The organism is Croceicoccus sp. BE223 (assembly GCF_031457155.1).
In the GTDB taxonomy this organism is placed as follows: Bacteria; Pseudomonadota; Alphaproteobacteria; order Sphingomonadales; family Sphingomonadaceae; genus Croceicoccus.
This window is the reverse complement of record NZ_JAVDWB010000005.1, coordinates 146,434-169,794: the sequence shown is the minus strand read 5'-3', so window position 1 is coordinate 169,794 and position 23,361 is coordinate 146,434. Positions and strand designations below refer to the sequence as shown.

At 65.3% G+C, this 23,361-nt stretch carries 19 protein-coding genes and 1 tRNA gene; 16 read left to right on the top strand and 4 right to left on the bottom strand.

Translation table 11 applies throughout. The features are described 5' to 3' along the window. Nucleotides 1–6: 6 nt before the first annotated feature. The 11 genes from J2X37_RS11750 (at nucleotide 7) to ribH (ending at nucleotide 13,050) form a co-directional block, all read left to right on the top strand. Nucleotides 7–1,053 carry a rod shape-determining protein gene (locus J2X37_RS11750; RefSeq protein WP_310021431.1) on the top strand — a complete coding sequence of 349 codons (1,047 nt, stop codon included), beginning with the start codon at nucleotides 7–9 and terminating at the stop codon, nucleotides 1,051–1,053. Nucleotides 1,054–1,085: 32 nt separating this feature from the next. After that, the gene (gene mreC, locus J2X37_RS11745; RefSeq protein WP_310021429.1) at nucleotides 1,086–1,967 is read left to right on the top strand and encodes a rod shape-determining protein MreC; all 882 of its coding nucleotides are present in this window, start codon (nucleotides 1,086–1,088) and stop codon (nucleotides 1,965–1,967) included. Between the two features lie 7 nt (nucleotides 1,968–1,974). Continuing rightward, complete coding sequence (gene mreD / locus J2X37_RS11740) at nucleotides 1,975–2,532, top strand: rod shape-determining protein MreD (protein WP_310021427.1); 558 nt, start codon at nucleotides 1,975–1,977, stop codon at nucleotides 2,530–2,532. Further along, entirely contained in the window at nucleotides 2,532–4,658 is a 2,127-nt protein-coding gene (gene mrdA, locus J2X37_RS11735; protein ID WP_310021425.1) for a penicillin-binding protein 2, read from the top strand. Before mreD ends, mrdA begins: the two co-directional genes overlap by 1 nt. Next, nucleotides 4,655–5,782: a rod shape-determining protein RodA gene (gene rodA / locus J2X37_RS11730; RefSeq protein ID WP_310021423.1), complete on the top strand. Its 1,128-nt coding sequence runs from the start codon at nucleotides 4,655–4,657 to the stop codon at nucleotides 5,780–5,782. The genes mrdA and rodA overlap by 4 nt, the downstream gene beginning before the upstream one ends. A gap of 99 nt (nucleotides 5,783–5,881) precedes the next feature. Beyond that, nucleotides 5,882–5,957: transfer RNA gene (locus J2X37_RS11725), tRNA-Lys, on the top strand. Nucleotides 5,958–6,125: 168 nt separating this feature from the next. After that, nucleotides 6,126–8,000 carry a sodium:proton antiporter gene (locus tag J2X37_RS11720; RefSeq protein ID WP_310021420.1) on the top strand — a complete coding sequence of 625 codons (1,875 nt, stop codon included), beginning with the start codon at nucleotides 6,126–6,128 and terminating at the stop codon, nucleotides 7,998–8,000. Between the two features lie 11 nt (nucleotides 8,001–8,011). Then, a complete protein-coding gene (locus tag J2X37_RS11715; protein ID WP_310021418.1) occupies nucleotides 8,012–8,599 on the top strand; it encodes an OmpA family protein in 588 nt (195 codons plus the stop codon). A gap of 121 nt (nucleotides 8,600–8,720) precedes the next feature. Further along, nucleotides 8,721–11,021 carry an EAL domain-containing protein gene (locus tag J2X37_RS11710; RefSeq protein ID WP_310021416.1) on the top strand — a complete coding sequence of 767 codons (2,301 nt, stop codon included), beginning with the start codon at nucleotides 8,721–8,723 and terminating at the stop codon, nucleotides 11,019–11,021. Between the two features lie 285 nt (nucleotides 11,022–11,306). Continuing rightward, a complete protein-coding gene (ribB, locus tag J2X37_RS11705) occupies nucleotides 11,307–12,599 on the top strand; it encodes a 3,4-dihydroxy-2-butanone-4-phosphate synthase (protein WP_310021414.1) in 1,293 nt (430 codons plus the stop codon). Nucleotides 12,600–12,627: 28 nt separating this feature from the next. Further along, nucleotides 12,628–13,050, top strand: coding sequence for a 6,7-dimethyl-8-ribityllumazine synthase (gene ribH / locus J2X37_RS11700; protein WP_310021412.1), 423 nt, complete (start codon nucleotides 12,628–12,630; stop codon nucleotides 13,048–13,050). Between the two features lie 43 nt (nucleotides 13,051–13,093). On the opposite strand, the gene J2X37_RS11695 is transcribed toward ribH, so the two are convergent. Beyond that, nucleotides 13,094–15,151, bottom strand: a complete 2,058-nt coding sequence (locus J2X37_RS11695) for a M13 family metallopeptidase (protein ID WP_310021409.1) — start codon at nucleotides 15,149–15,151, stop codon at nucleotides 13,094–13,096. A gap of 151 nt (nucleotides 15,152–15,302) precedes the next feature. Further along, complete coding sequence (eno, locus tag J2X37_RS11690) at nucleotides 15,303–16,586, bottom strand: phosphopyruvate hydratase (protein WP_310021406.1); 1,284 nt, start codon at nucleotides 16,584–16,586, stop codon at nucleotides 15,303–15,305. 202 nt (nucleotides 16,587–16,788) lie between these two features. Here eno and J2X37_RS11685 point away from each other — a divergent pair, with 202 nt between their 5' ends. From J2X37_RS11685 to J2X37_RS11665, 5 genes are all read left to right on the top strand, one after another. After that, nucleotides 16,789–17,349 (top strand): hypothetical protein, encoded by a 561-nt coding sequence (locus J2X37_RS11685; RefSeq protein ID WP_310021403.1) that lies wholly within the window; start codon nucleotides 16,789–16,791, stop codon nucleotides 17,347–17,349. A 23-nt stretch (nucleotides 17,350–17,372) separates the two neighbouring features. Further along, a complete protein-coding gene (locus tag J2X37_RS11680; protein WP_310021401.1) occupies nucleotides 17,373–17,765 on the top strand; it encodes a phage holin family protein in 393 nt (130 codons plus the stop codon). After that, the gene (locus J2X37_RS11675) at nucleotides 17,762–18,100 is read left to right on the top strand and encodes a hypothetical protein (protein ID WP_310021399.1); all 339 of its coding nucleotides are present in this window, start codon (nucleotides 17,762–17,764) and stop codon (nucleotides 18,098–18,100) included. The genes J2X37_RS11680 and J2X37_RS11675 overlap by 4 nt, the downstream gene beginning before the upstream one ends. Before the next feature lie 84 nt (nucleotides 18,101–18,184). Further along, nucleotides 18,185–18,730 (top strand): hypothetical protein, encoded by a 546-nt coding sequence (locus J2X37_RS11670; protein ID WP_310021397.1) that lies wholly within the window; start codon nucleotides 18,185–18,187, stop codon nucleotides 18,728–18,730. A gap of 136 nt (nucleotides 18,731–18,866) precedes the next feature. Next, the gene (locus J2X37_RS11665; protein WP_310021394.1) at nucleotides 18,867–19,091 is read left to right on the top strand and encodes a DUF4170 domain-containing protein; all 225 of its coding nucleotides are present in this window, start codon (nucleotides 18,867–18,869) and stop codon (nucleotides 19,089–19,091) included. A gap of 352 nt (nucleotides 19,092–19,443) precedes the next feature. Here the strand turns inward: J2X37_RS11665 and greA are convergent, their stop codons facing one another. Together greA and carB are read right to left on the bottom strand one after the other, a co-directional pair. Beyond that, nucleotides 19,444–19,920: a transcription elongation factor GreA gene (gene greA, locus J2X37_RS11660; protein ID WP_310021391.1), complete on the bottom strand. Its 477-nt coding sequence runs from the start codon at nucleotides 19,918–19,920 to the stop codon at nucleotides 19,444–19,446. Nucleotides 19,921–20,035: 115 nt separating this feature from the next. After that, nucleotides 20,036–23,359: a carbamoyl-phosphate synthase large subunit gene (gene carB / locus J2X37_RS11655; protein WP_310021389.1), complete on the bottom strand. Its 3,324-nt coding sequence runs from the start codon at nucleotides 23,357–23,359 to the stop codon at nucleotides 20,036–20,038. Between the last annotated feature and the right edge of the window lie 2 nt (nucleotides 23,360–23,361).

Genomic DNA, 23,361 nt, shown 5'->3' with positions numbered 1-23,361 from the left:
CCGTCCATGTCCAATTTCTTTACCCGCCTGTTTCAGTTCGGTTCGCAGAACATGGCCATCGATCTCGGCACCGCGAACACGCTCGTCTATGTCGAGGGGCGCGGGATCGTGCTCAACGAGCCTTCGGTCGTCGCGATCGAGACGCTGAACGGCATCAAGAAGGTGAAGGCGGTCGGCGACGATGCCAAGATGATGATGGGCAAGACGCCCGACAGCATCGAGGCGATCCGCCCCTTGCGCGATGGCGTCATCGCCGACATCGAGGTCGCCGAGGAGATGATCAAGTATTTCATCAAGAAGGTGCACGGCAAACGCTCGATGTTCCGCTTTCCCGAGATCGTGATCTGCGTGCCGTCGGGCTCGACCTCGGTCGAACGCCGCGCGATCCGTGACGCGGCCAGCAACGCGGGCGCATCGCAGGTCTACCTGATCCTCGAACCGATGGCCGCCGCGATCGGCGCCGGCATGCCGGTGACCGAACCGGTCGGCTCGATGGTGGTCGACATCGGCGGCGGCACCACCGAGGTCGCCGTGCTGTCGCTGCGTGGCCTCGCCTACACCACCAGCGTGCGCGTCGGTGGCGACAAGATGGACGAGGCGATCGTCTCCTACGTCCGCCGCCACCACAACCTGCTGATCGGCGAAGCGACGGCGGAACGGATCAAGCAGGACTACGCCATCGCGACGGTGCCCGAGGACGGCGAAGGCGAAGTCATCCACATTCGCGGCCGCGACCTTGTCAACGGCGTGCCCAAGGAAATCACGATCAGCCAGGCGAACATCGCCGAAGCGCTGGCCGAACCGATCGGCGCCATCGTCGAGGCGGTGCGCATCGCGCTGGAAAACACCGCGCCGGAACTGGCCGCCGACATCGTCGACCAGGGCATCGTGCTGACGGGCGGCGGCGCGCTGATCAAGGGGCTGGACGAGCATCTGCGCGAGGAAACCGGCCTTCCCGTCACCGTCGCGGAAGATCCGCTGTCCTGCGTCGCGCTCGGCACCGGTCGCGCGCTGGAGGAACCGGTCTATCGCGGCGTATTGATGACCGCCTGAGGCATTCGATCTGACTTGAAAGGGGCGTGGCGATGGCACCGCCAAAAGACCGTCGCTCCAGTTTTTCCAAGCGGGCGCAACTCGGCCTGTTCACCAGTTATGTCGCGGCGTTCTTCGGCGCCGCGCTGGGCTTCGTGCTGCTGATGATCTCCTTGTTCCATCCGGCGACCTTCGCCTTTGCGCGAAGCGCGGCCACCGACGTCGCCGCGCCGGCGGGTCAGGTCGGCGCGACCGTGCGCACCGGCGGCAAGTCGGTGATCGACGTGATCGCAGGCTATATCGCGGCGGGCAGCAAGAACGCGCAGCTGCGAAAGGAACTGGCGATTGCCCGCTCCAGGCTGGCCGAGGCGGAGGCGATCAAGTCGGAGAACCAGCGGCTCAAGCAGTTGCTGAACGTGCGGGAAACCGACGGCCGCCCGGTTACTGCCGCGCGCCTGATCGGATCGACCGCCAGCTCGACGCGCCGTTTTGCCCTGCTCAGCGCCGGGGCGCGCGACGGGGTGCAGGTGGGCATGCCGGTTCGCTCCTCCACCGGGCTGGTCGGCCGCGTGCTCGAGGTGGGGCAGCGGACGGCGCGAATCCTGCTGATCACCGATGGCGAGAGCGTTGTGCCGGTGCGCCGCGTCAACGGCGACATCGCCGGTTTCGCGCAAGGGCAGTCGAACGGTACGCTCGTCATCCGGCTGATCGACCTGGGCATCAACCCGCTGAAGAAGGGCGACGTTTTCGTCACGTCCGGTTCGGGCGGGCTCTATCGCCCCAACGTGCCGGTCGCGATCGTCGCCAACGTCACCCGCGACGGCGCGGTGGCGCGCATCGTGTCGGACCCGGCGGCCAGCGAATTCGTCGTGGTGGAGCCGATCTGGCAACCGCTGACCGAACTGCGCGACCCGGCCAAGCCGGCGGCGGAGTAAGCGCGGCGTGGCGCTGACCGGCGACCGGCTGCCCGGCCAGGGGCTGTTTGCGCGGCGCATCAATCGCGCGCCCTCGCCGCTGCTGGCGAAGACGGTGCCGTGGGTTACCATTGCGCTTGCCTCGTTGATGCCGCTGTCGCCGATCATCGCCTCGGCCCCGGTGCTGCCGCCATTGGGCTTTATGCTGCTGATCGGCTGGCGCCTGCTGCGCCCGGGCCTGCTGCCGATCTGGGCCGGTGCGCCCCTTGGGCTGATTGACGATCTCTATTCGGGGCAACCCTTCGGCAGCGCCATCCTGCTCTGGTCGCTGGCGATGATTGGGCTGGAGCTGATCGACGGCTGGCTGCGCTGGCGCGGTTTCTGGCAGGACTGGCTGGTCGCCAGCGGCGTCATCGCAATCTATCTCTTCGTCGCGCATGCATTGGCGGCGTTTTCCGGCGGCACCTTTCACCCGGCAGTCATCCTTCCCCAGCTATTGTTGTGCTTCATCGCTTTCCCCTTGCTGACTCGCGTGATCGCCATTCTCGATCTCTTTCGTCTCGCCCGCGTGCGGAAACTCGGCTGATGCTCGGGTGGAAGCGGCGTGGCCCGCGTATCGAGCAGCGCGTCAGCAGCGGCGAACTGCGCAACCGGTTCGACCGGCGCAGCTTCGTCATCGGCAGCATCCAGGGCGGCGTCGGCGTGCTTCTGGCGGTGCGCATGGCCTATCTCGCGGTGGCGGAGAACGAGAAGTACGAGCTGGCCTCGGAATCGAACCGCGTCGACCTGACCCTGATCCCGCCGCGCCGGGGCTGGATCCTCGATCGCAACGGCATACCGATGGCGTCGAACCGCGCCGATTTCCGCGTCGACCTCGTGCCCGAACGGGTCATCGACAAGGAGCGGACGCTCTCGACGCTGGGCGAGATTCTCGAGCTGACGCCCGCGGCGATCACCGACCTTCGCGACAAGCTTGACGGCGCGCGCGGGTTCCGCCCGGTCGAGGTGGCGACAGGCGTCGACTGGGAGCAGTTCGCGGCGCTGTCGGTGCGCCTGCCGGACCTGCCCGGCGTGGTGCCGCAGCGCGGCTTTACGCGGTATTACCCTACCGGCCCGTCGGTCGGGCATCTGCTGGGCTATGTCGGCACCGTCTCGGCAGAGGAATACGAGCAGGAAAAGAACCCGCTGCTGATCACGCCCGGTTTCAAGATCGGCAAGGACGGGGTCGAGAAATACTTCGAGAAGCGCCTCCGCGGCGAGCCGGGCGCGCGCCGGGCCGAAGTGACCGCCAACGGCAAGATCGTCCGCGATCTCGAAACCAAGGAGGACGTTCAGGGCGACCCGGTCAAGCTGACCATCAACGCCAAGCTGCAGGATTATGCAGCGCGGCGCATCGGGCTGGAATCCGGGTCGGTCGTGGTCATGGATCTCGAAAAGGGCGACCTGCTGTGCATGGCATCTATGCCCAGCTTCGATCCCAACAGCTTTTCCGACGGCATCGGCCGTGTCGAATGGAAGATGCTGTCCGAGGACGACCACGTTCCGCTGCGCAACAAGGTGCTCTCGGGCCTCTACCCGCCCGGCTCGACGGTGAAGCCCTTCGTTTCGCTCGCCCTGCTCAAGGCCGGGATCGACCCCGACGAATCGGTTTTCTGCGGCGGGGGCCTGCGCGTCGGCAACCGCGTGTTCGGTTGCTGGAACCGGCGCGGCCACGGCACCGTCAACATGGCCAAGGGCATCTATCAGTCCTGCGACGTCTATTTCTACGCCATGGCCCAGCGCGTCGGCATGCAGCCGATCGCCGACATGGCCCGCAAGCTGGGCCTGGGCTGGAAGTATCCCCTCCCCGTCGCCAGCCAGTCCTACGGCACCGTGCCCGACCCGGCATGGAAGAAGCGCAAGTACGACAGCGAGTGGCAGACCTACGACACGGTCAACGCGACCATCGGTCAGGGCTATTTTCTTGTGAACCCGTTGCAGCAGGCGGTCATGACCTCGCGCATCGCCAGCGGCCGCAGGTTGCAGCCACGCCTCGTGGCGACCGACCCCGCCCTCCCCGCGCCGCATCTCGACATTTCGGACGAGCACCTGCAGATCGTGCGTCATGCGATGTGGGAAGTGGTCAACGGCGCCGGCACCGCCGGGCGCGCGAAGTTGCCTCTCGAGGGGATCGAGCTTTCGGGCAAGACCGGCACGGCGCAGGTCGTCAGCCTCGCCTATGGCCGGGGCGGCAAGGGCGTGCCCTGGAAATACCGCGACCACGGCCATTTCATCAGCTTCGCCCCTTATGACAATCCGAAATATGCCTGCGCCGTCGCGATCGAACATGGCGCGGGTTCGTCGTCGGCATACCCGGTGGCGCGCGACGTGATGACCTACCTGTTCGACCCGCAGAAAGCGGTCGAGGTGCTGCACACCTACGAAGCCGAATGGGGCGGCACCGCGCAGGAGCGCCTCGCCCGCAAGTACCAGGCCTACGAGAACGCCTATGGCGGCGCAGCGCCGAAACCGGCGGAAAGCGTTATCGAGAACGCGGTCGACAATCCCGCCGACACGCCCGCGCCGCGCCCGATCAACAACGCCGACGCGCCGCGCCCCGCGGAGGGCGACACCGCCGCCAGCGCAGTGACGGCAAATGCGCCTGCCGCCACGCCATCGCCGGCACCGGCACCGGCACCGGCGGATGCGCCGCGCCAGGGCCCAGCGCAATGAGCGTCCTCAACGCCCTTCCGGCCGGCATCGGGCGGCAGCCATGGGGCGTGATCCTGCCGCTGACGGCTCTCGTCTGTTTCGGCGCGGCAGTGCTTTACTCGGCGGCGGCAGGCCACTGGATGCCATGGTCGGCAATGCACGTCGTGCGCTATCTCGCGTTTCTCGTGATGGCGATCGTCATTTCGCGGTTCAGTCGCGAGTTCGTGAAAATAATGGCATTGCCCATCTACGTCATCGTCCTGCTGCTGTTGATGGCGGTCGAGGCGCTGGGCTTCGTCGGCGGCGGCAGCCAGCGGTGGCTGAACCTCGGCTTCATGACGCTGCAGCCGTCGGAACTGATGAAACCGGCCATCGTCATCATCCTGGCGCGTTTCTACGACATGCTCCCCCCGGGGGCGACGCGGGAATTCCGCTCGCTGGCGATACCCGCCGTGCTGATCGGCCTGCCGGTCGGCCTGGTGCTGATCCAGCCGGACCTGGGCACCGGCCTTGCCATTACTTTCGGGGCGGTCGTCGTCATGTTTCTCGCCGGCCTCCCGCTGATCTGGTTCATCGGCGCCGGCGTTGCCGTCATGATCGCGATCCCGTTCCTGTTCTTCGTTGCGCTGCACGACTATCAGCGGCAGCGGGTCTTCACCTTCCTCGATCCCGAAAGCGACCCGCTGGGCACGGGCTATCACATCACCCAGTCGAAGATCGCGATCGGATCGGGCGGGCTGTTCGGCAAGGGGTTCGGCAACGGCACGCAGAGCCACCTCGCCTACTTGCCCGAGCCGCACACCGACTTCGTATTCGCCACGATGGCGGAGGAGTGGGGCATGCTGGGCGGGCTCTTCGTGCTCTTCGTTTTCGGCATCATCCTGCGCTATGGCCTGCGCGTGGCGCGCGATGCGCCGGGGCGCTTCTCGCGGCTGATGGCGGCGGGGCTCACGGCGACCATCTTCTTCTACTGTGCAATCAACCTGATGATGGTCATGGGGCTTGCCCCGGTCGTCGGCATCCCGCTGCCGTTCATGAGTCATGGCGGATCCTCGATGATGACGCTGATGATCTGCATGGGCCTGATCATGGCGGTCGATCGGTGGGGCAAACGCGATATCCGGGGCGGCTTCGAGGATAGCTGAAAAAGCGCTTGCGCGAATCGCGTCAGACACTATTTGGGGCGCTCCACGGCGGACAGGGCCTCGGCCCTTCCCCGTATCGCGGCCCCGAAGCGGCGATGTGGACGCATAGCTCAGTTGGTAGAGCAGCTGACTCTTAATCAGCGGGTCCTAGGTTCGAGCCCTAGTGCGTCCACCACCCTTTATCCCTAAAATATCGAATATCATGCGCGACTTCCCGTGAAGTTCGCCCGAAGTGGCGCCGCCATTCCCGCTTTCGGGGAACCCTCGAGCGGTTGAGCACTTTCTTTACCAAGGGCAACTTGGTCGCCTGGCGTCCGATACCGGCGCGGCGACAAGAGGGGTAATGGAAGAACAGGCAATTGTTATCGCGCTCGTCGGGGTTCTCGGCATCGGCGCGCAATGGGTGGCATGGCGCACCGGTTGGCCCGCGATCGTGCTGATGCTCGGCGCCGGCTTCATCGCGGGGCCGCTGCTCGGCGGCATCGATCCGCACCACGCGTTCGGCGAACTGCTCGAACCGGCTGTGTCGATCGGGGTCGCCCTGATCCTGTTCGAAGGCGGACTAAGCCTCGATTTCCGCGAGCTTCGCAAGACCGGTAGCGCGGTGTGGCGCATGTGCGTCATCGGCGGCCCGGTCGCCTGGCTGCTCGGTTCGCTCGCCTGCTACTACATCGCCGGGCTGGTGTGGCCCGTGGCCATCATCTTTGCCGGCATTCTAATCGTCACCGGACCCACAGTGGTGATCCCCATGCTGCGACAGTCGGCCGTGGCGCAGCGACCTTCTGCGGTGCTCAAGTGGGAGGCGATCGTCAACGATCCGGTGGGCGCGATGGCCGCCGTGCTGGCCTACGAATACTTTCGCGCCTCCGCCGACGGATCGAACGCGCTGGAAGTCGTGCCCCTACTTCTGTTCGCCACCGTCGCGGCGGCGATCCTCGGCTATGCGGCGGCCAAGCTGATCGCGTGGAGCTTCCCGCGGGGATATGTTCCCGAATACCTCAAGGCGCCGGTGCTGCTGGTGGTCGTCGTCGCGCTGTTCGTGGTCGCCAACGCGATCCAGAACGAAACCGGGCTCGTCGCCGTGACCATCATGGGCATTGCGCTGGCCAACATGAAGGTCGATTCGCTGCGCGACATCCATCCCTTCAAGCAGAACATCGCCGTCATCCTGGTGTCGGGCATCTTCATCCTCCTGTCCGCCTCTCTGGAGTTCGAGACGCTTCGCTCGCTCGAGTGGCAGTTTACGCTCTTCATTCTCGCCATCCTCTTCCTCGTCCGACCGGCGACCGTCATCATCAGCCTGGCATTCAGTTCCATCCCGTGGCGCGAACGGCTCTTCCTCGGGTGGATTGCGCCGCGCGGCATCGTCTCCATCGCGATCTCCGGCCTCTTCGCGCTGCGACTGTCCGACCTCGGCTATGGGGACGGTACGATCCTGATCAGCCTGTCCTTCGCGGTGTGCGTCGCCACCATCGTCGCCCACGGCTTCACCATCCAGCCGGTTGCCCGCCTGCTTGGAGTGACTGGCGCGGGCAGCAAGGGTCTGCTGCTGGTCGGTGCGACACCGTGGTCGATCGCGCTTGCCATCGAGCTGAAGGCGGTCGGCGTGCCGGTGACGATCTCCGACACGAGCTGGTGGCGTCTTTCCGCGGCAAGGCAGCAGGGTCTGGAGACCTACCACGGCGAAATCCTCGCCGAAGCGACCGAGCACACCCTCGATCTGACGCGCTATCAGGTGCTGGTCGCGGCTACGGAGAACGAGGCCTACAACTCGCTCGTCTGCATGGAATTCGCGCCGGAACTGGGCCGCGATGCCGTCTACCAGTTGGGTGAGCCGGGCCATCACGACGATCCGCGTGCCCTGCCCAGTGCGATAAGGGGGCGTTCGCTGTTCGAATCCGGGGCCGACATGGAAGAGATGCATCGGCGCCAGACGGCGGGCTGGGAATTCCGCAAGACGCGCCTGTCCGACCGTTTCGGCATCGACGATGCGCGCAGCACCCTGCCTGACGGTGCCGATTTCCTGCTTGTCCTGCGCAAGGACGGCGGGCTCAAGTTCTTCACACACGCCTCGCGTCCGTCCCCCGGCAGCGGCGATCTCGTCCTGTCCTACTCGCCACCGGAGGCGCCATCGGCCGAGCGTGTCCAGGCAGCCAGGGAGCGCAAGGGCGACAAGAAAGGCGCCGGCGCCAACAAACCGGACGCAAGTCCGGCATGAGGGAGAATGCCATGTTCCGCCCCATCGTCATCGCCATCTTGCCCTTGACCGCACTGGCGGCGGTCGGCTGTCAGAAGCCGGAAGCCGATCCGGAACCGAGGCCGACGCCAAATATGTCGGCAAGTCCGGCCTCGATCCTGCGGGAGATGCCCGACCCGGTGGTCGAGGGGCCCACCGGGCCGTTTACCGCCACGATTCCGTTCGGCGATGCCTCGGCCGAATTGCCCGATGGAGCGGAAGCGACCATCGCCTCGGCGCTGGCGTCCGATCAGTTCAAGGCCGGGGGCGGCATCGTCCTGCGCGGCCACAGCGATTCCGTGGGCAGCGACGAGGTCAACCTGAAATCCTCACGCCGTCGGGCGGAAATGGTCGCCGATGCGCTCCGAGAAGCGGGGGTCGATGAAGACAGGATCACCATCATCGCGCTCGGAGAAATGCGACCGATCGCACCCAACGCCCATCTCGACGGCACGCCGGACGAAAAAGGACGGCTGAAAAATCGCCGCGTCGACATCGAGGTCCTGCTGCCTGCAGCGCCCGATCCGTCCGACGACGCAACCCCGGCGCCCGGTCCTGAGGAAACCGCGGCAACGCCTTGATTGCCCAGCTTTGTCGGAAACATCGTAAGCGCCCCGTTAACCATCGTCGGGGCAATAATCCTTGAATTGACGCCAGCGTTTGTCAGCGAAAAGTTAACCAAAGCCCGGTATGACAGCGGGCGTGACGACCCGCCCCTGGTCCTTTTCAGCGCGCCGCGCTTCCTCCCAGGATCTGACCCGGCTGTACCAGCTCGGGGTCAGCGCCCTTGTCGCGTGGATGCTCTACGTCTTCTACGTCCCCCTGCTCATCGATCATTTGCCGCGCTGGGTCGGGGCCGCCGTCGCGCCGCAGCCGGTCTCGGGCGAGATCGTGCTGGTGGACATCACCAACGATCGCAGTTTCACGGCCATCTCGATCGCGGAACGCCAGGCCGAAGCCGTCTCGCTCGCCTCGAAACAGGGGGCGCAGGCGATCTTCATCGAAGGCCAGTTCGTTCAGACCGATTCCGGCATCGAGGCGCTGGGCAAGTCGATTGCCGCCAGCGATGCCCCGGTCACCATCGGCTGGTCGATCACATATGCGGCGGAGGAAAACTCCTCGGGCATCCGCGTCGATCGCCGCGCCTCCTTCCCCAACGTGACCGAAGCGATCCAGGCCGACAGGGTCTTGCCGACCAGGTTTCGCGCGTTCGTGGACGGTTCGATCGAGGTCGGCGGGCGCAGGTATGCCACCTTCTCCTCGGCCATCGCCGGAAAGGGAAATGCGGCGGTCGAAGTGCCGATCGACTATCGCTATGCCATCGGCACGATCCCGGTTCATTCCTTGCAGGATTTCAGGTCCGGCAAGGTACCGCCGTCTTGGTTGCGCGGAAAGCGCGTGGTCATCGGTGCGTCGACGGGGGCACTCGACAGGACCGTGCTCGTGCCCAACGAGTGGAACTGGGTGCCCTCGATCTTCGCGGACATCGTTTCGGCAGAGACCCTGCGATCGGGCCCCCCGGTCGAAATCACCAATCTCACGACCTTCCTCCTGACCCTCCTGCTGCTCTATGTCGCGACGACGCTGCCGCGGAAGGCGCGGCGGCGCATGTATGCGGTCGTGTCCATGCTGGTCGTTGCGATACCCCTGGGCGTCGCGCCGTTCGGCCCCGTGGTCGGAATGGGCAGCGCAGTGACCATGCTCGTCGTATTCTTCACGATGCGATACCGCACGCTGGCACGCGAGCGCGCCGCAGGAACGGAGCGGCTTTCGGGGCTTCCCAACTTCCACGCGCTGGAAGACGACTACGCGGCCGCGACAGGCCGCCTGGTCATCGCCAAGGTCGACAATTTCGAAGAGATCCTCGCCAGTCTCGAACCCGCCCAGCATTCCGAATTCGTCCAGCAGATCGCCAAGCGCCTGTCGGTCGGCTCCGGCCAGAAGATCTACACCGACACGTCGGGGCATTTCGCCTGGTTCGAGGATCTGGAGAACGCCAAGAGCCACGTCGCGGGCCTCCTCGCGCTGACCAGTGCGCCGCTGAAGGTCGCGGACCGCACCTTGGACTTCGCCTGTTCGTTCGGCCTCCTGGACTGCGCCATCGAAAAGCCGCGCCAGGCGATCAGCGCAACGGTCGTGGCGGCCGACAAGGCCGGCACGCGACCAAGCCGCATCGCTTACGTCAGCGAACAGGACGGTTACGATGCGAACTGGCAGCTTTCGCTGCTGGCCTCTCTCGACGAGGCGATCAGCAAGGAGCAAATCTACCTCGCGTTCCAGCCGCAGGTCAGGCTGGACGACGATACGATCGTCGGCGTCGAGGCGCTGGTGCGATGGCGGCATCCCGAACGCGGGGTCATCAGCCCGTCGCAGTTCATCCCCCAGATCGAGCGCGCGGGTCGCCTGAAGCCCCTGACCGCGCACACGCTGCGGCTGGCCGCCCGGGCCTCGCAGAAGACGGCACCGGCCAACGTCCGGGTCAGCGTCAACATCTCGGCCACCATCATCGCCGACGACGACTTCGTCAATTTCGTGCAGGAAAACATCAGGGCTGGCGGCGGCCAACCATCGGCCATCACGATCGAGATCACCGAGACCGCCCGCATACCCAGCATCGAGCGCGCCGCACGCAATCTGCAAGCCTTGCAGCGGATCGGCTATCACGTCGCGCTCGACGATTTCGGCACGGGGGAGGCCAACCTGTCGCTGCTGGTCTCCCTGCCCTGCGACGAGATCAAGATCGACCGCAGCTTCGTGGTCCTTGCGCAGCACAGCGAACGTGCGCGCATGGTCATCGCCGCGCTGGCTCGCACAGCTCAGCTTGCGGGCATGCGACTCGTCGCCGAGGGGATCGAAACCGACGAGGACCGCAACGGCCTGCGCGAGCTCGGATGTCCGATCGGCCAGGGTTACTTGCTCGGAAAACCGCAGTTTCTGCCCCAATTCCTGCAGATGCTGGAGGCGGATCGAAGACAAACTGCCGTGAAATTAACACTTTATTAACCTTAAAAAGTGTGGTTAACAAAAGGCCTCAAGAACGGAGGCCATTATGTTGTCCATGCTTATCGGGTTTTGGTGGGAGCCGCTCAAGGACCTGCTGATGCCCTATCGGTGAGCTGAAAAGCTGCCAATCGGAAGCCCCGCCCTTCGGCGGGGCTTTTTCTTTGGAGCAAGAAATTCGCGATTCAACACGGCCTTAATCGGCAAAAGCCTTGACCCAGACGCTCGCGATCACATTGCGATGTCGCCATTCTTGCAAATCACACTGCTATGTGCCAATGCCTTGCCATGACAACGCTGACCCGCACCACCCAAGCCCGAATCAGGGATCTCGTTCGCGACGGCACGATGACCCGAACCGCGATAGCCCGTGCCGCCGGCCTTCACGCGAACAGCCTGCGTGAGTGTCTAAACGACGACTGGAATCCCACGTCCGATACGATCGCAAAGCTCGATGCGTTTCTCGCCAGCAGCAGCGACCGTCCCGTTCTTGCCACGCCCGAGGAGATTATCGACGAGGCGCGGAACGGCCGGATGTTCATCCTGGTGGATGACGAGGATCGCGAAAACGAAGGCGATCTCGTGATTCCGGCGCAGATGGCCACCCCTGCCGCGATCAACTTCATGGCGACCCATGGCCGCGGCCTGATCTGTCTCACTCTCACCCGCGCACGGGTAGAGGAACTCGGGCTGGAGCTGATGAGCCGGAACAACCGGACGCGGCACGAGACCGCTTTCACCACCTCGATAGAGGCACGCGAGGGCGTGACCACCGGCATCAGCGCCGGAGACCGGGCGCGCACGGTCAGCGTCGCCATCGATGCCAGCAAGGGCCGCGACGACATCGTCACCCCGGGCCACGTCTTCCCGCTTGTCGCGCGCGACGGCGGGGTGCTGATCCGCGCCGGACATACCGAGGCGGCGGTTGATATCTCTCGGCTTGCCGGCCTCAACCCGTCGGGCGTGATCTGCGAGATCATGAACGACGACGGCACCATGGCGCGGATGGACGACCTGCTCGTCTTCGCCCGTCGCCACGACCTGAAGATCGGCACCATCCGCGATCTCATCGCCTATCGCCGCAAGCACGACCACATCGTCGAAAAACGATCGGAAAGCCGCTTCGAAAGCCGCTTCGGTGGACGGTGGACGGCCAATGCCTTTTTCAACAAGGCGACCGGCGAAGAGACCTTGGCCCTCACCCTCGGCCATATCGACCCGGACAAGCCGACGCTGGTGCGGATGCATGGCCTCAACATCTTTGCTGACACCCTAGGCGAGGATCACCCCCGCAATGGGGAACTGGGGCGCGCCATGCAGCTGATCGCCGAGGAAGGATCGGGCGTCGTCGTGCTGATCAACCGGAACCGGGCAGACTACTGGTCGACCGCGCTCGACCTGCATTCCGGAAACAGGCCTGCTCCGTCGATGGACGAATTGCGCGACTACGGTGTCGGCGCGCAGATCCTGTCGGAACTGGGCGTGCACGAAATGATCCTGCTCACCAATTCGCATCACTCGCTCGTCGCGCTGGAAGGATATGGCCTTTCCATCGTGGGCGAACGTCCGATCGTCGTCTGATCCCCCTGCCCGTTCCGGAGTTTACCGCATGGCTCGCTTCCTGATCGTCGAGGCTCGCTTCTACGACCACCTCAACGACATGCTGATCGCCGGCGCCCGCGCTGCGCTGGAGAATGCCGGCCACCATGTCGACGTCCTCACCGTTCCGGGCGCGCTGGAAATCCCGGGCGCGATTTCACTGGCGGCGGAATCGGGTCGCTACGATGGCTTCGTCGCCATCGGCGTCGTCATCCGGGGCGAGACCTATCACTTCGAGATCGTCGCCGGAGAGAGCGCGCGGGGCATCATGGCGCTGACGATGGACGGCATCGCCATCGGCAACGGCATCCTCACGGTCGAAAACGAGCAGCAGGCGATTGTCCGCGCCGATCCCGCGCAGAAGGACAAGGGCGGCGAAGCGGCAAAGGCCGCGCTGTGCCTGCTCGAGCTGCAGGCCCGCTTCGCAGCCTGAAGCGCTTGGCCCTTGCCTGCCGACCGGCAGGCGCGGCGCTTGCCTACCAGATCGTGATCCGGTCGCGCGGCGCGAGATAGAGCTCTGCGCCGGGCTGGACGTCGAAGGCGCGATACCAGGCATCGATGTTGCGGACGGTCAGTGCGCGGTAGTGATCCGGCGCGTGGCTGTCGGTCAGCAGCAGGGTCCGCTCCGCCTTTTCACGCCGCTTGCTTCGGTTCGACTGGGCAAAGGCGATGAAAAAGCGCTGCTCGCCGGTCAGGCCCTCGATCACCGGTGGCTCGCGCCCGTCCAGCGACGCGCGATAGGCGTCGTATGCGGCAGCGAGGCCGGCAACGTCGGCGATATTCTCGGCCAGCGAACCCTCCCCATCGATGGCGACCCCGGGGAAAGGGCGATAGGCCGAATATTGCGCGGAGAGGACCGCAGCGCGGCGGTTGAATTCGGCGAGATCCTCGCGCGTCCACCAGTTGCGCAGAACACCGCTGCTGTCGAACGATGCGCCGAGCGAATCGAAGGCATGGCTGATTTCGTGCCCAATCACCGCGCCGATCGCGCCGTAATTCGCCGCCGGATCGGAGGCGGCGTTGTACATCGGCGGCTGCAAGATCGCCGCGGGCAGGTTGATCGCGTTCTGAAGCGGCAGGTTGAGCGCATTCGCGTCGTTCGCGCGGATCCACCACTCGCCCCGGTCCTGCGGCTTGCCCAGCTTGGCCATTTGCCGGCGATAGGCGAGGTCGTCCGCCGCGATGGTCGCCGCGTAGGCACCCTTGCCCCGCAGATCCAGACCGCGAAAGCTCTCGAAATTCTCGGGATAGCCGATGCCGACCTGCAACGCGGACAGCTTGCGCAAGGCTTCGTCGCGGGTTTCCGGATCGAGCCAGTCGGCCTTGGCAAGGCGGGCGGCGAAGGCATCCTTGATCGCCCGCGTCATTTCGCGAATGGCGCGGCGGTCTGAATCGGGCATGTAGCGCTCTGCGTAGAGCCGGCTCATCGCTCCGCCCAGGTGGCGGTCGAGCGCTTTTATCGCCTGTTCGTTGCGTGGGCGCGCCTTTTTCACGCCGCTGATCGCCGCATCGAACTCCAGCGCCGCCTTGGCGAACGCGGCGGGCAGCACGTCCGCATGATCGGCCAAGTGGCGATAGACCAGCCAGTCGCGCCAGACCTCGATCGGTTCCGATCCGACGAGCGCGGCAAGGCGCGAGATATTCTCCCCGCGATAGGCGATCACCGTGTCCGCGCCGCCGAGGCCCGCCGCCTCGAAAAAGGCGGACCAGTCCATGCCCGGTGCCTTGCGCGCGAACTGGTCGCGCTGCCACGACGAAGGGGCCGAGATGAAATCGTAGAGCGCCGCCTGATCGGGGCTCGCCGCAGCGATCTTCGCTTCCAGCGCCACCACCCGCGCCGCGCGACCGGCGGCATCGTCGCGTCCGGCGAGGCGCAGCATCGTCGTGACCTTGCGCTGCAGGACGGCGCGCTGGGCGCCGCCATAGGCCTCGCGCGTCGGCAGCGACAGTCCGCCCGGCAGGAGGTAGGGCTCGTTCTCGCCCCCGCTCAGCGGTGCGCTGACGAACAGGCCGAACAGGTGCGGCGTTTCGACATCGGACCAGTTGAACGGATCGACGTCGGCGCGCAGTTGCTGGCCGAGCGCGCGCGACAGGTCCTCGTTCGTCGCGATCCGGTCGTACCGGGCAATCTGCCCCTGCACCGGGGCCAAGCCCGCCTTTTCGATCGCGGCCACGTCCATGAAAGCGGCATGATAGCGGCGCACCGCGTCCTGCGCCGTGCCGGGATCCGTTTCCTGCCCGGCGAGGCCCGTGACGAGTTCCGCCATCTGCGCGTCGGCGCGGTCCCTCAGGTCGGGAAAGACACCGACCGACGACCGGTCCGCCGGGATGACGGCGGCCTTTTCCCAGGCCCCGTTGGCATAAAGGTAGAAGTCCTTCCCCGGCGCGACAGACTTGTCCATCGCGTCGAGGTCGATGCCGACGCCCGTGCCCTGCACCGCCGCGCCGCGGTCTCGGTTGTCCGACGAGCACCCCGCCGCAAGCCCGATCGTGGCGAGCAGCAGCAGGGAGGCGGAGAGCAAGGTTGAGCGCAAGGCGCGAGACTTCCCGTCGGGCGTTTGTGGCAAAATCGTGGCGACAGTGTCTTCTAGGTGTCTTTTCGCCGTTCCGCAATCGCCCGCCGGGGCTGCTGGCCGGATGGCCAGCCAAGCCGGGCCAGCGCCGCGCGCCGCCCCGGCAAACCGGTCAGGACAGCCGGCCGAAGCAGCGCGATCCGGCGTAGATTGCCGAATTGCCCAGCTCTTCCTCGATCCGGATCAGCTGGTTGTACTTGGCCAACCGGTCCGACCGCGCGAGCGAGCCGGTCTTGATCTGGCCGCAGTTGGTGGCGACGGCGAGGTCGGCGATCGTGCTGTCCTCGGTTTCGCCCGAACGGTGCGACATGACCGCGGTGTAGCCGTTGCGCTGAGCGATGGAGACCGCCTCCAGCGTCTCGGTCAGGGTGCCGATCTGGTTGACCTTGACGAGCAGCGAGTTGGCCAGCCCCTCGCCGATGCCCATCGTCAGGCGCTTGGGATTGGTGACGAAGAGGTCGTCGCCGACGAGCTGGACCTTGTGGCCGATCTTGTCGGTCAGCGCCTTCCAGCCTTCGAAATCGTCCTCGGCCATGCCATCCTCGATCGAGCGGATCGGGTAGTTGGCGCAGAGATCGGCGAGGTAGTCGGCCATCTCGACGCCGGTCAGCGAAAGACCTTCGCCGGCGATGTCGTAACGGCCGTCCGAGAAGAACTCGGTGCTGGCGCAATCGAGCGCAAGAGCGATGTCGTCACCGGGCTTGAAGCCCGCCTTCTCGATCGATTCCATGACGAAATCGAGAGCGGCGCGGGTGCTTGCGAGATTCGGCGCGAAGCCGCCCTCGTCACCTACCGAGGTCGACAGGCCCTTGTCGTGCAGCCCCTTCTTCAAGGTGTGGAAGATCTCTGCGCCCCAGCGCACCGCGTCGGCCAGCGTTTCGGCGCCGACGGGCATGATCATGAATTCCTGGAAGTCGATGGGATTGTCGGCATGCTCGCCGCCGTTGATGATGTTCATCATCGGCACCGGCAGGACATGCGCCTGGACACCGCCGACATAGCTGTAGAGCGGCAAGCCCCGCGCCGCCGCGGCCGCCTTCGCCACCGCCAGAGAAGTGCCGAGGATCGCATTCGCGCCGATGCGGCTCTTGTTCTCGGTTCCGTCAAGGGCGATCATGGCGAGATCGATGTCGCGCTGGTCTTCGGCGTCGAGGCCGAGGAGCACGTCCGCGATCTCGTCGTTGACGGCGTCGACCGCCTTCTGCACGCCCTTGCCGAGATAGCGGGTCTTGTCGCCGTCGCGCAGTTCCACCGCCTCGTGCGCGCCGGTCGATGCGCCGGAGGGAACCGCCGCGCGGCCCATCGAGCCGTCTTCGAGCAGGACGTCCACTTCGACGGTCGGGTTGCCCCGGCTGTCGAGGATTTCGCGCCCGTGGATGTCGATGATCGCGGTCATGTCGCTGCCTTCCTGATGCTGCCCGGTTTCGAAGACGCAAGGCGCGCAAAAACGCGCCCTGTGTGTTATGCTGGGTGCCGATAAAGGGCGGAACAATCGCTGGCAACCGTCGTTGAAGCCGCAAAGGCACGAACGGTTCTGGCCGTTGCCGTATTGTATCATGAAGGGGCCGCCCGACGACCGGGCGGTAATAGGAAGAAAGATGGAAACCATGGTTGATCCGATCGAACCGACGACCCCGGCAACACCGGTGACCACCCACCGCGAAGAAGCCAAGAGCCGCTTTTCCAAGGCGCTCGACGAAGCGAAGGCCGGCGCTGCCGCGCTGAAGGCCGAGGCGCTCGAAAAGGCAGAGGCCCTGAAGGCGGACGCGAAGGTAAAGGCTGATGGTTACAAGGGCCGCGCAGGCGAAAAGAGTTCGCAGCTCAAGGGCGACGCCGCCGTCTATGGCGACCAAGCCAAAGCGAAGGCGACCGAGCTTGCCAACGAGACCAAGGCCCGCACCAGCGAGGCGCTTGTTTCGCTGAGCCGTCTAGCCACCGACAACGCGCCGACGCTCGATGAAAAGCTGGGCGTCAAGTACGGCGACTATGCCCGGTCCGCCGCGCGCTCGCTGGAAAGCGGCGCGGCCAAGCTCGATGCCAAGAGCCTCGACGAACTGGGCGAAGACGCGCGCGAGATGATCCGCAAGAGCCCCGGCACCGCCGTGGCCGTCGCGGTCGGCGCCGGTTTCCTCCTCGCCCGCCTGTTCCGTAGCAAGTAAGGCGGCTTTTGAGGGGGAACGACATGCTCGATAGCACCGGCTATCAGCGCGAGACTCCGCAGGAGTTCGAACCGGCAGCCGAAAGGTCGCTGGCAGAGGATATCAAGGCGCTCGTCAGCGACGGGCGCCTTCTTGCCGAAGCGGAGCTCGATTTTCACAAGAAGCGCGCCATCTACGGCGCGAAACAGGGCCAGAAGATCGCGGTTCATTTCGCGATCGCCGGCGTTCTTGCGTTTTTCGCACTGATGGCGATCACCGTCGGGCTGGTCCTCGCGCTCGGCCAGATCATCACTTATTGGGGTTCGACGGCCGTGGTCGCTGGCTTTCTGCTGATCGGGGCAGCCATCTTCGCCTCGCGCGGCAAGGCGACGCTCGCCAAGCTGAAGGCCGTTATCGGCGATGGAGACGACGCATGACCGAACAGGAGGTTTTGGAAGCGAAGCGCCTCCGCCGCGCGGCCCGCAAGGTGTTCGACGCGCAGAAAGACCTTATTTCGGCAGACCTGGGCGCAGCCGGGATCGGGAAGCGGGTCATCACCCGCATCGCCGAGGACGGCAGGCTCATGGCCGAGACAGCCATCGATGCCGCCGATCGTCATCGCTCTCTGGTCGGGGCTGGAGTTCTGGCCCTGACGGGCTTCTTCCTGCGCAAGCCGCTGATGGCCTTCGCCGCGAGCATCATGAGTGGGGATCAGGCCGAAGACGACAGCGTAGAGGCAAGCGAACCCGAGAGAGAGACGGAAGAGGCCTGACCACGCCGTCCGCCGGAACTCTCGCGGTTGCGAGGCATTGATTTGGCAAATGCCGTATTTGCAGACATCCGGAAGGAATTACCCGTGAACGAAGCCGAACCCACCGCCGCCAACGACGGCGCCGGCGTTCCCGCCGTAACCACTTACTCGCCAGCCGAGCCGACCCTGACCGAACGGGTCAAGGCGGCGCAGGACAGGCTTGCCGCCCGTGCCGGACCGGTCAAGGACAAGGTCGAGGAAAAGGCTGCCGAATACGCCGAAGCGACTGTCGAATTCGTGAAGAAGCATCCGCTTCTTTCGATCTCGGGCGCGGTCGCCGCCGGTGCGCTGATCGCCTTCGCCCTGCCCGGAAAGCCCGGTCGCAAGATGCGCGGCGGCGCGGTTGCGCTGGGCGGCATGGTGGCCGAACTGGCCGCGACCTACGGTGCGCGCATGCTCAACATGACGCGCGAGGCGGCTGAGGCGAGCCAGGAGAAGCTTGGCGAGATCGGCGAAAGCTTTGCCGCCACCGGATCGGGCCTTGCCGACCGGGCGGGCGACGCCGGCGCATCGCTGGCCGATAGTGTGAGGCGGGTTGGCGAAGCGACCGCTTCGCAGGCCCAGTCGCTGGCGAGCAAGATCCGCCGCTGACCACTGACGAATGCACGACCAATGTCGGCCCGGGGCAAGTCTTGCGCCGGGCCGATTTTTGTTTAGAGGGTGCCGCGACGGCAGGCTCCAACGAAGGAGCCGCCCCCTCCCTCTCTCCGAAAAGGAACCGCTTCGCATGTCGCAGAAGTTGCATCTCGTGATGGGTGGCCGGGTCACGGATCCGCGCTCGCTGGAATTTGCCGACCTGCCTTCGGTCCACCTCGTCGGCGTGTTCCCTGATTATGCCAGTGCCGAGGATGCCTGGCGCGCCAATGCGCAGCGCACCGTGGACGATGCGGAGATGAAATACGTCATCGTTCACCTGCACAAATTGCTCGAACCCGGTCTGCCAAAGGGGTGAGCTGACCGTTGCGCATCCGTTCGGCTAAAGCGGCGGATGCGCAAGCCATGGCGGCGATCTGTGCGTCCTGTCTGATCGGCACGACAATCTCGCGCTAGGATAGCTTCCATCACCGATGGTCGGCCGGATCGCCGCGATCCTGTCGCGGTATCGGCAGGGCGCGCGATAATGCCCCTCCCTCTTCATCGCCTATTCGCCAAAATGCGGCATTGCGGCGATCGAACTGCCCAGCACGGCCAGCATCGCGCTGCACGAGGCAATCGGCTTCACCCCTGTCGGCCTTTACCGCGAGGTGGGCAAAGATTCGGGCGCTGGCCGGACGTAGCCTGGTTCCAGCGCCTGCTCCGACCGCTCAGATGAACTCGATCTTTTCGACTACGTAGAAACGATCGCCCGACGGCACGGTGACCTCGATCTCGTCGCCCGTCTTCTTGCCGATCAGTGCGCGGGCCAGCGGGCTCGAATAGGAGATCCGGCCCTTCTTGGCGTCCGCCTCGGTCTGGCCGACGATCTGGTAGGTGACGGGCTTGTCGTCGTCGTCGAGCAGGGTCACGGTCGCGCCGAATACGATCCGGTCGCCCGACAGTGTCGTCGGGTCGATGATCTGCGCGCGACTGATCTTGTCTTCCAGTTCCGCGATCTGCGCTTCGATCTGGCCCTGGCGTTCCTTGGCCGCGTGATATTCGGCATTTTCCGAAAGATCGCCGTGCGCACGCGCTTCCTCGATGGCGTCGACGACCCGCGGCCGTTCTTCGCGCAGCGTCTTCAGGTCCGAGATCAGCTTCTCGTACCCTTCCGCCAGCATCGGGACTTTTTCGATACTCGCCATGTCTTTCCCTGTTCCTGCGTGTCGCGCCGCATTTCCCGGACAGGCTGCCCCGCCACTCTCTTCATCTGGAAGCGAGTGCGGGAACAGCCTGAACGATTGAGGGAAATCCGATCAGTCAACCATAATAGGATTGAAGCGAGCGCACTTCAAGCTTGCCGCCGCGTTGCGCCACAATGGCATCGGCGGCGACCACGGCGGCGGCGGCGGTGGTGTAGATCGCCACCTTGGCGCCCAGCGCGGCCTGGCGGATCGAGGCGGAGTCCTTGAGGCTCTGCCAGCCCTCGGTGGTGTTGAAGATCAGCGAGACTTCGCCATCGATGATCCGGTCGACGATGTGTGGCCGGCCCTCGGCGACCTTGTTGACCCGTTCCACCGCCACGCCATTGTCGGCCAGGAAACGCTGCGTGCCGCCGGTCGCGATGATCGAAAAACCGTTGTCGGCCAGCTTGCGGATGGCAGGAAGGACATGGTCCTTGTCCGTGTCCTTGACCGACACGAAGAGCACGCCCCTTTCCGGCAGGACGACGCCCGCACCCAGCTGGCTCTTGATGAAGGCGGCGGTGAAGTCGGTGTCGATGCCCATCACTTCGCCGGTCGATTTCATTTCCGGTGATAGGACCGGGTCGGTGCCGGGGAAGCGGCTGAACGGGAAGACCGCCTCCTTGACCGCGATATGGTCGATCTCGCGGCGGATCTTCGGCAGGTCGGCCAGCTTCTCGCCCGCCATGACCCGCGCGGCGATCTTGGCGATGGGGTCGCCGATCGCCTTGGCGACGAAGGGCACGGTGCGCGACGCGCGCGGATTCACCTCGATGAGGTAGACTTCGCCGTCCTTCACCGCGAACTGGATGTTCATCAGGCCCACGACCTTGAGCGCGCGGGCGAGCAGGTCGGCCTGGCGCTCCATCTCGGCGATGATGTCGGCGGACAGGCTGTAGGGCGGCAGGGTACAGGCGCTGTCGCCCGAATGGACCCCGGCTTCCTCGATATGCTGCATGACGCCCGCGACGACCACGTCGGTCCCGTCGGACAGGGCGTCGACGTCGCATTCGATGGCGTCGCGCAGGTACTGGTCGATCAGCACCGGCGAATCGCCCGAAACCCTGACCGCGGTGGCCATGTATTCGTCGAGCTGCGCCTCGCTATCCACGATCTCCATCGCACGCCCGCCCAGCACGTAGGACGGGCGGATCAGCACCGGGTAGCCGATCTGCGCCGCGATGCCGCGCGCTTCTTCCTGGCTGCGGGCGATGCCGTTGGCGGGCTGCTTCAGGTTCAGCTTGTTGACCAGCTTGGCGAACCGCTCACGGTCTTCGGCCAGGTCGATCGCGTCGGGCGAGGTGCCCAGGATCGGGATGCCTGCATCCTCCAGCGCCTGCGCCAGTTTCAGCGGGGTCTGCCCGCCGAACTGCACGATTACGCCGTGCAATTCGCCGTTCGACATCTCGACCGCGAGGATTTCGAGCACGTCCTCTGCCGTCAGCGGCTCGAAATAGAGGCGGTCCGAGGTGTCGTAATCGGTCGAGACGGTTTCCGGGTTGCAGTTGATCATGATCGTTTCGAACCCGGCGTCCTCCAGTGCGAAGCACGCGTGGCAGCAGCAGTAATCGAATTCGATCCCCTGACCGATCCGGTTCGGGCCGCCGCCAAGGATGACGACCTTCCGGCGGTCGGACGGCATGGCCTCGTTCTCGGGCTCGCCGAACAGCGGCGCCTCGTAGGTCGAGTACATGTAGGGCGTAATCGCCTCGAACTCCGCGGCGCAGCTGTCGATGCGCTTGAACACCGGCCGCACGCCCAGCTTGTGGCGCAGCTTGCGGATTTCCTCCTCGCTGGTGCCGCCGGCCATCGCGCGCAGCGTATCGTGGAGCAGGCCCGAGCGCTTGGCCTGGGTCTCGCCCATGCCGCCGGCGACGCCGACCGAACGCACCGCCAGGGTGGCGAGGCGCTTGTCGGAAAAGCCCATCGCCTTCAGCCGCCGCAAGCCTTCGGCATCGCCGGGGACGCCCGCTTCGACGATGCGGGCCTCTTCCTCGATGATCTGCTCGATGTGCTTCAGGAACCAGGGGTCGTACTGCGTCACCGCGTGGATCTCGTCGCGGGTCATGCCCTCGCGGAAGGCCTGCGCGACGATCAGAAGCCGTTCGGGGGTGCGCTCGGCAAGGCGGGCGGTGATCACGTCCTTCGACGCGCCTTCCAGTTCCTCGATGCGGTTGAAACCGTCGAGCCCGGTTTCGAGGCCGCGCAGCGCCTTTTGCAGCGATTCCTTCATGTTGCGGCCGATGGCCATGACTTCGCCGACCGACTTCATCGCGGTCGACAGCTTGTTTTCCGCGCCCTTGAACTTTTCGAAGGCGAACCGGGGTATCTTGGTGACGATGTAGTCGATCGTCGGCTCGAAACTGGCCGGGGTCGCGCCGGTGATCTCGTTGGTGATCTCGTCGAGCGTGTAGCCGACGGCGAGCTTCGCCGCGACGCGGGCGATGGGAAAGCCCGTGGCCTTCGACGCCAGCGCCGAGGAGCGCGAAACGCGCGGGTTCATCTCGATCACGATCAGGCGGCCGTCCGCCGGGTTCACCGCGAACTGCACGTTGGAACCGCCAGTCTCCACGCCGATCTCGCGGAGCACCTCGATGCTGGCGGTGCGCATGATCTGGTATTCCTTGTCGGTCAGCGTCAGCGCCGGGGCGACGGTGATCGAATCGCCGGTGTGGACGCCCATCGGGTCGACGTTCTCGATCGAACAGATGATGATGCAGTTGTCCTTGCGGTCGCGGACAACCTCCATCTCGTATTCCTTCCAGCCGAGCAGCGATTCCTCGATGAGGACTTCGGTGGTCGGGCTGGCGTCGAGACCTTCGCGAACGATCTTCTCGAACTCGGCCTTGTTGTAGGCGATGCCGCCGCCGGTGCCGCCCAGCGTGAAGGAAGGCCGAATGATCGAGGGCAGGCCGGTGTGCTCCAGCACGGCGAACGCCTGCTCGACCGTGTTGGCGACGCCGCTGCGCGCGGATTCGAGGCCGATCTTGTCCATCGCCTCGCGGAAGCGCTGGCGGTTCTCCGCCTTGTCGATGGCATCGGCATCGGCGCCGATCATCTTCACGCCGTACTTTTCGAGCGTTCCGTTCTCGAACAGGCGCAGCGCGGTGTTGAGCGCAGTCTGCCCTCCCATGGTAGGCAGCACCGCGTCGGGGCGTTCCTTTTCGATCACCTTGGCGACGAATTCGGGAGTGATCGGCTCGACATACGTCGCGTCGGCCATTTCCGGATCGGTCATGATCGTGGCGGGGTTGGAGTTCACCAAGATCACCCGGTAGCCCTCCTCCTTCAATGCCTTGACCGCCTGCGTGCCCGAATAGTCGAACTCGCAGGCCTGACCGATGATGATCGGACCCGCGCCGATGATGAGGATGGACGAGATGTCAGTGCGTTTGGGCATTT

Coding starts and splice junctions, on each gene's coding strand:
- mrdA (WP_310021425.1), top strand. CDS start 2,532: ATGCTCGGGTGGAAGCGGCGTGGCCCGCGTATCGAGCAGCGCGTCAGC.
- J2X37_RS11680 (WP_310021401.1), top strand. CDS start 17,373: ATGCTCGATAGCACCGGCTATCAGCGCGAGACTCCGCAGGAGTTCGAA.
- J2X37_RS11750 (WP_310021431.1), top strand. CDS start 7: ATGTCCAATTTCTTTACCCGCCTGTTTCAGTTCGGTTCGCAGAACATG.
- rodA (WP_310021423.1), top strand. CDS start 4,655: ATGAGCGTCCTCAACGCCCTTCCGGCCGGCATCGGGCGGCAGCCATGG.
- J2X37_RS11720 (WP_310021420.1), top strand. CDS start 6,126: ATGGAAGAACAGGCAATTGTTATCGCGCTCGTCGGGGTTCTCGGCATC.
- ribH (WP_310021412.1), top strand. CDS start 12,628: ATGGCTCGCTTCCTGATCGTCGAGGCTCGCTTCTACGACCACCTCAAC.
- carB (WP_310021389.1), bottom strand. CDS start 23,359: ATGCCCAAACGCACTGACATCTCGTCCATCCTCATCATCGGCGCGGGT.
- J2X37_RS11675 (WP_310021399.1), top strand. CDS start 17,762: ATGACCGAACAGGAGGTTTTGGAAGCGAAGCGCCTCCGCCGCGCGGCC.
- J2X37_RS11665 (WP_310021394.1), top strand. CDS start 18,867: ATGTCGCAGAAGTTGCATCTCGTGATGGGTGGCCGGGTCACGGATCCG.
- mreC (WP_310021429.1), top strand. CDS start 1,086: ATGGCACCGCCAAAAGACCGTCGCTCCAGTTTTTCCAAGCGGGCGCAA.
- J2X37_RS11685 (WP_310021403.1), top strand. CDS start 16,789: ATGGAAACCATGGTTGATCCGATCGAACCGACGACCCCGGCAACACCG.
- ribB (WP_310021414.1), top strand. CDS start 11,307: ATGACAACGCTGACCCGCACCACCCAAGCCCGAATCAGGGATCTCGTT.
- greA (WP_310021391.1), bottom strand. CDS start 19,920: ATGGCGAGTATCGAAAAAGTCCCGATGCTGGCGGAAGGGTACGAGAAG.
- eno (WP_310021406.1), bottom strand. CDS start 16,586: ATGACCGCGATCATCGACATCCACGGGCGCGAAATCCTCGACAGCCGG.
- J2X37_RS11715 (WP_310021418.1), top strand. CDS start 8,012: ATGTTCCGCCCCATCGTCATCGCCATCTTGCCCTTGACCGCACTGGCG.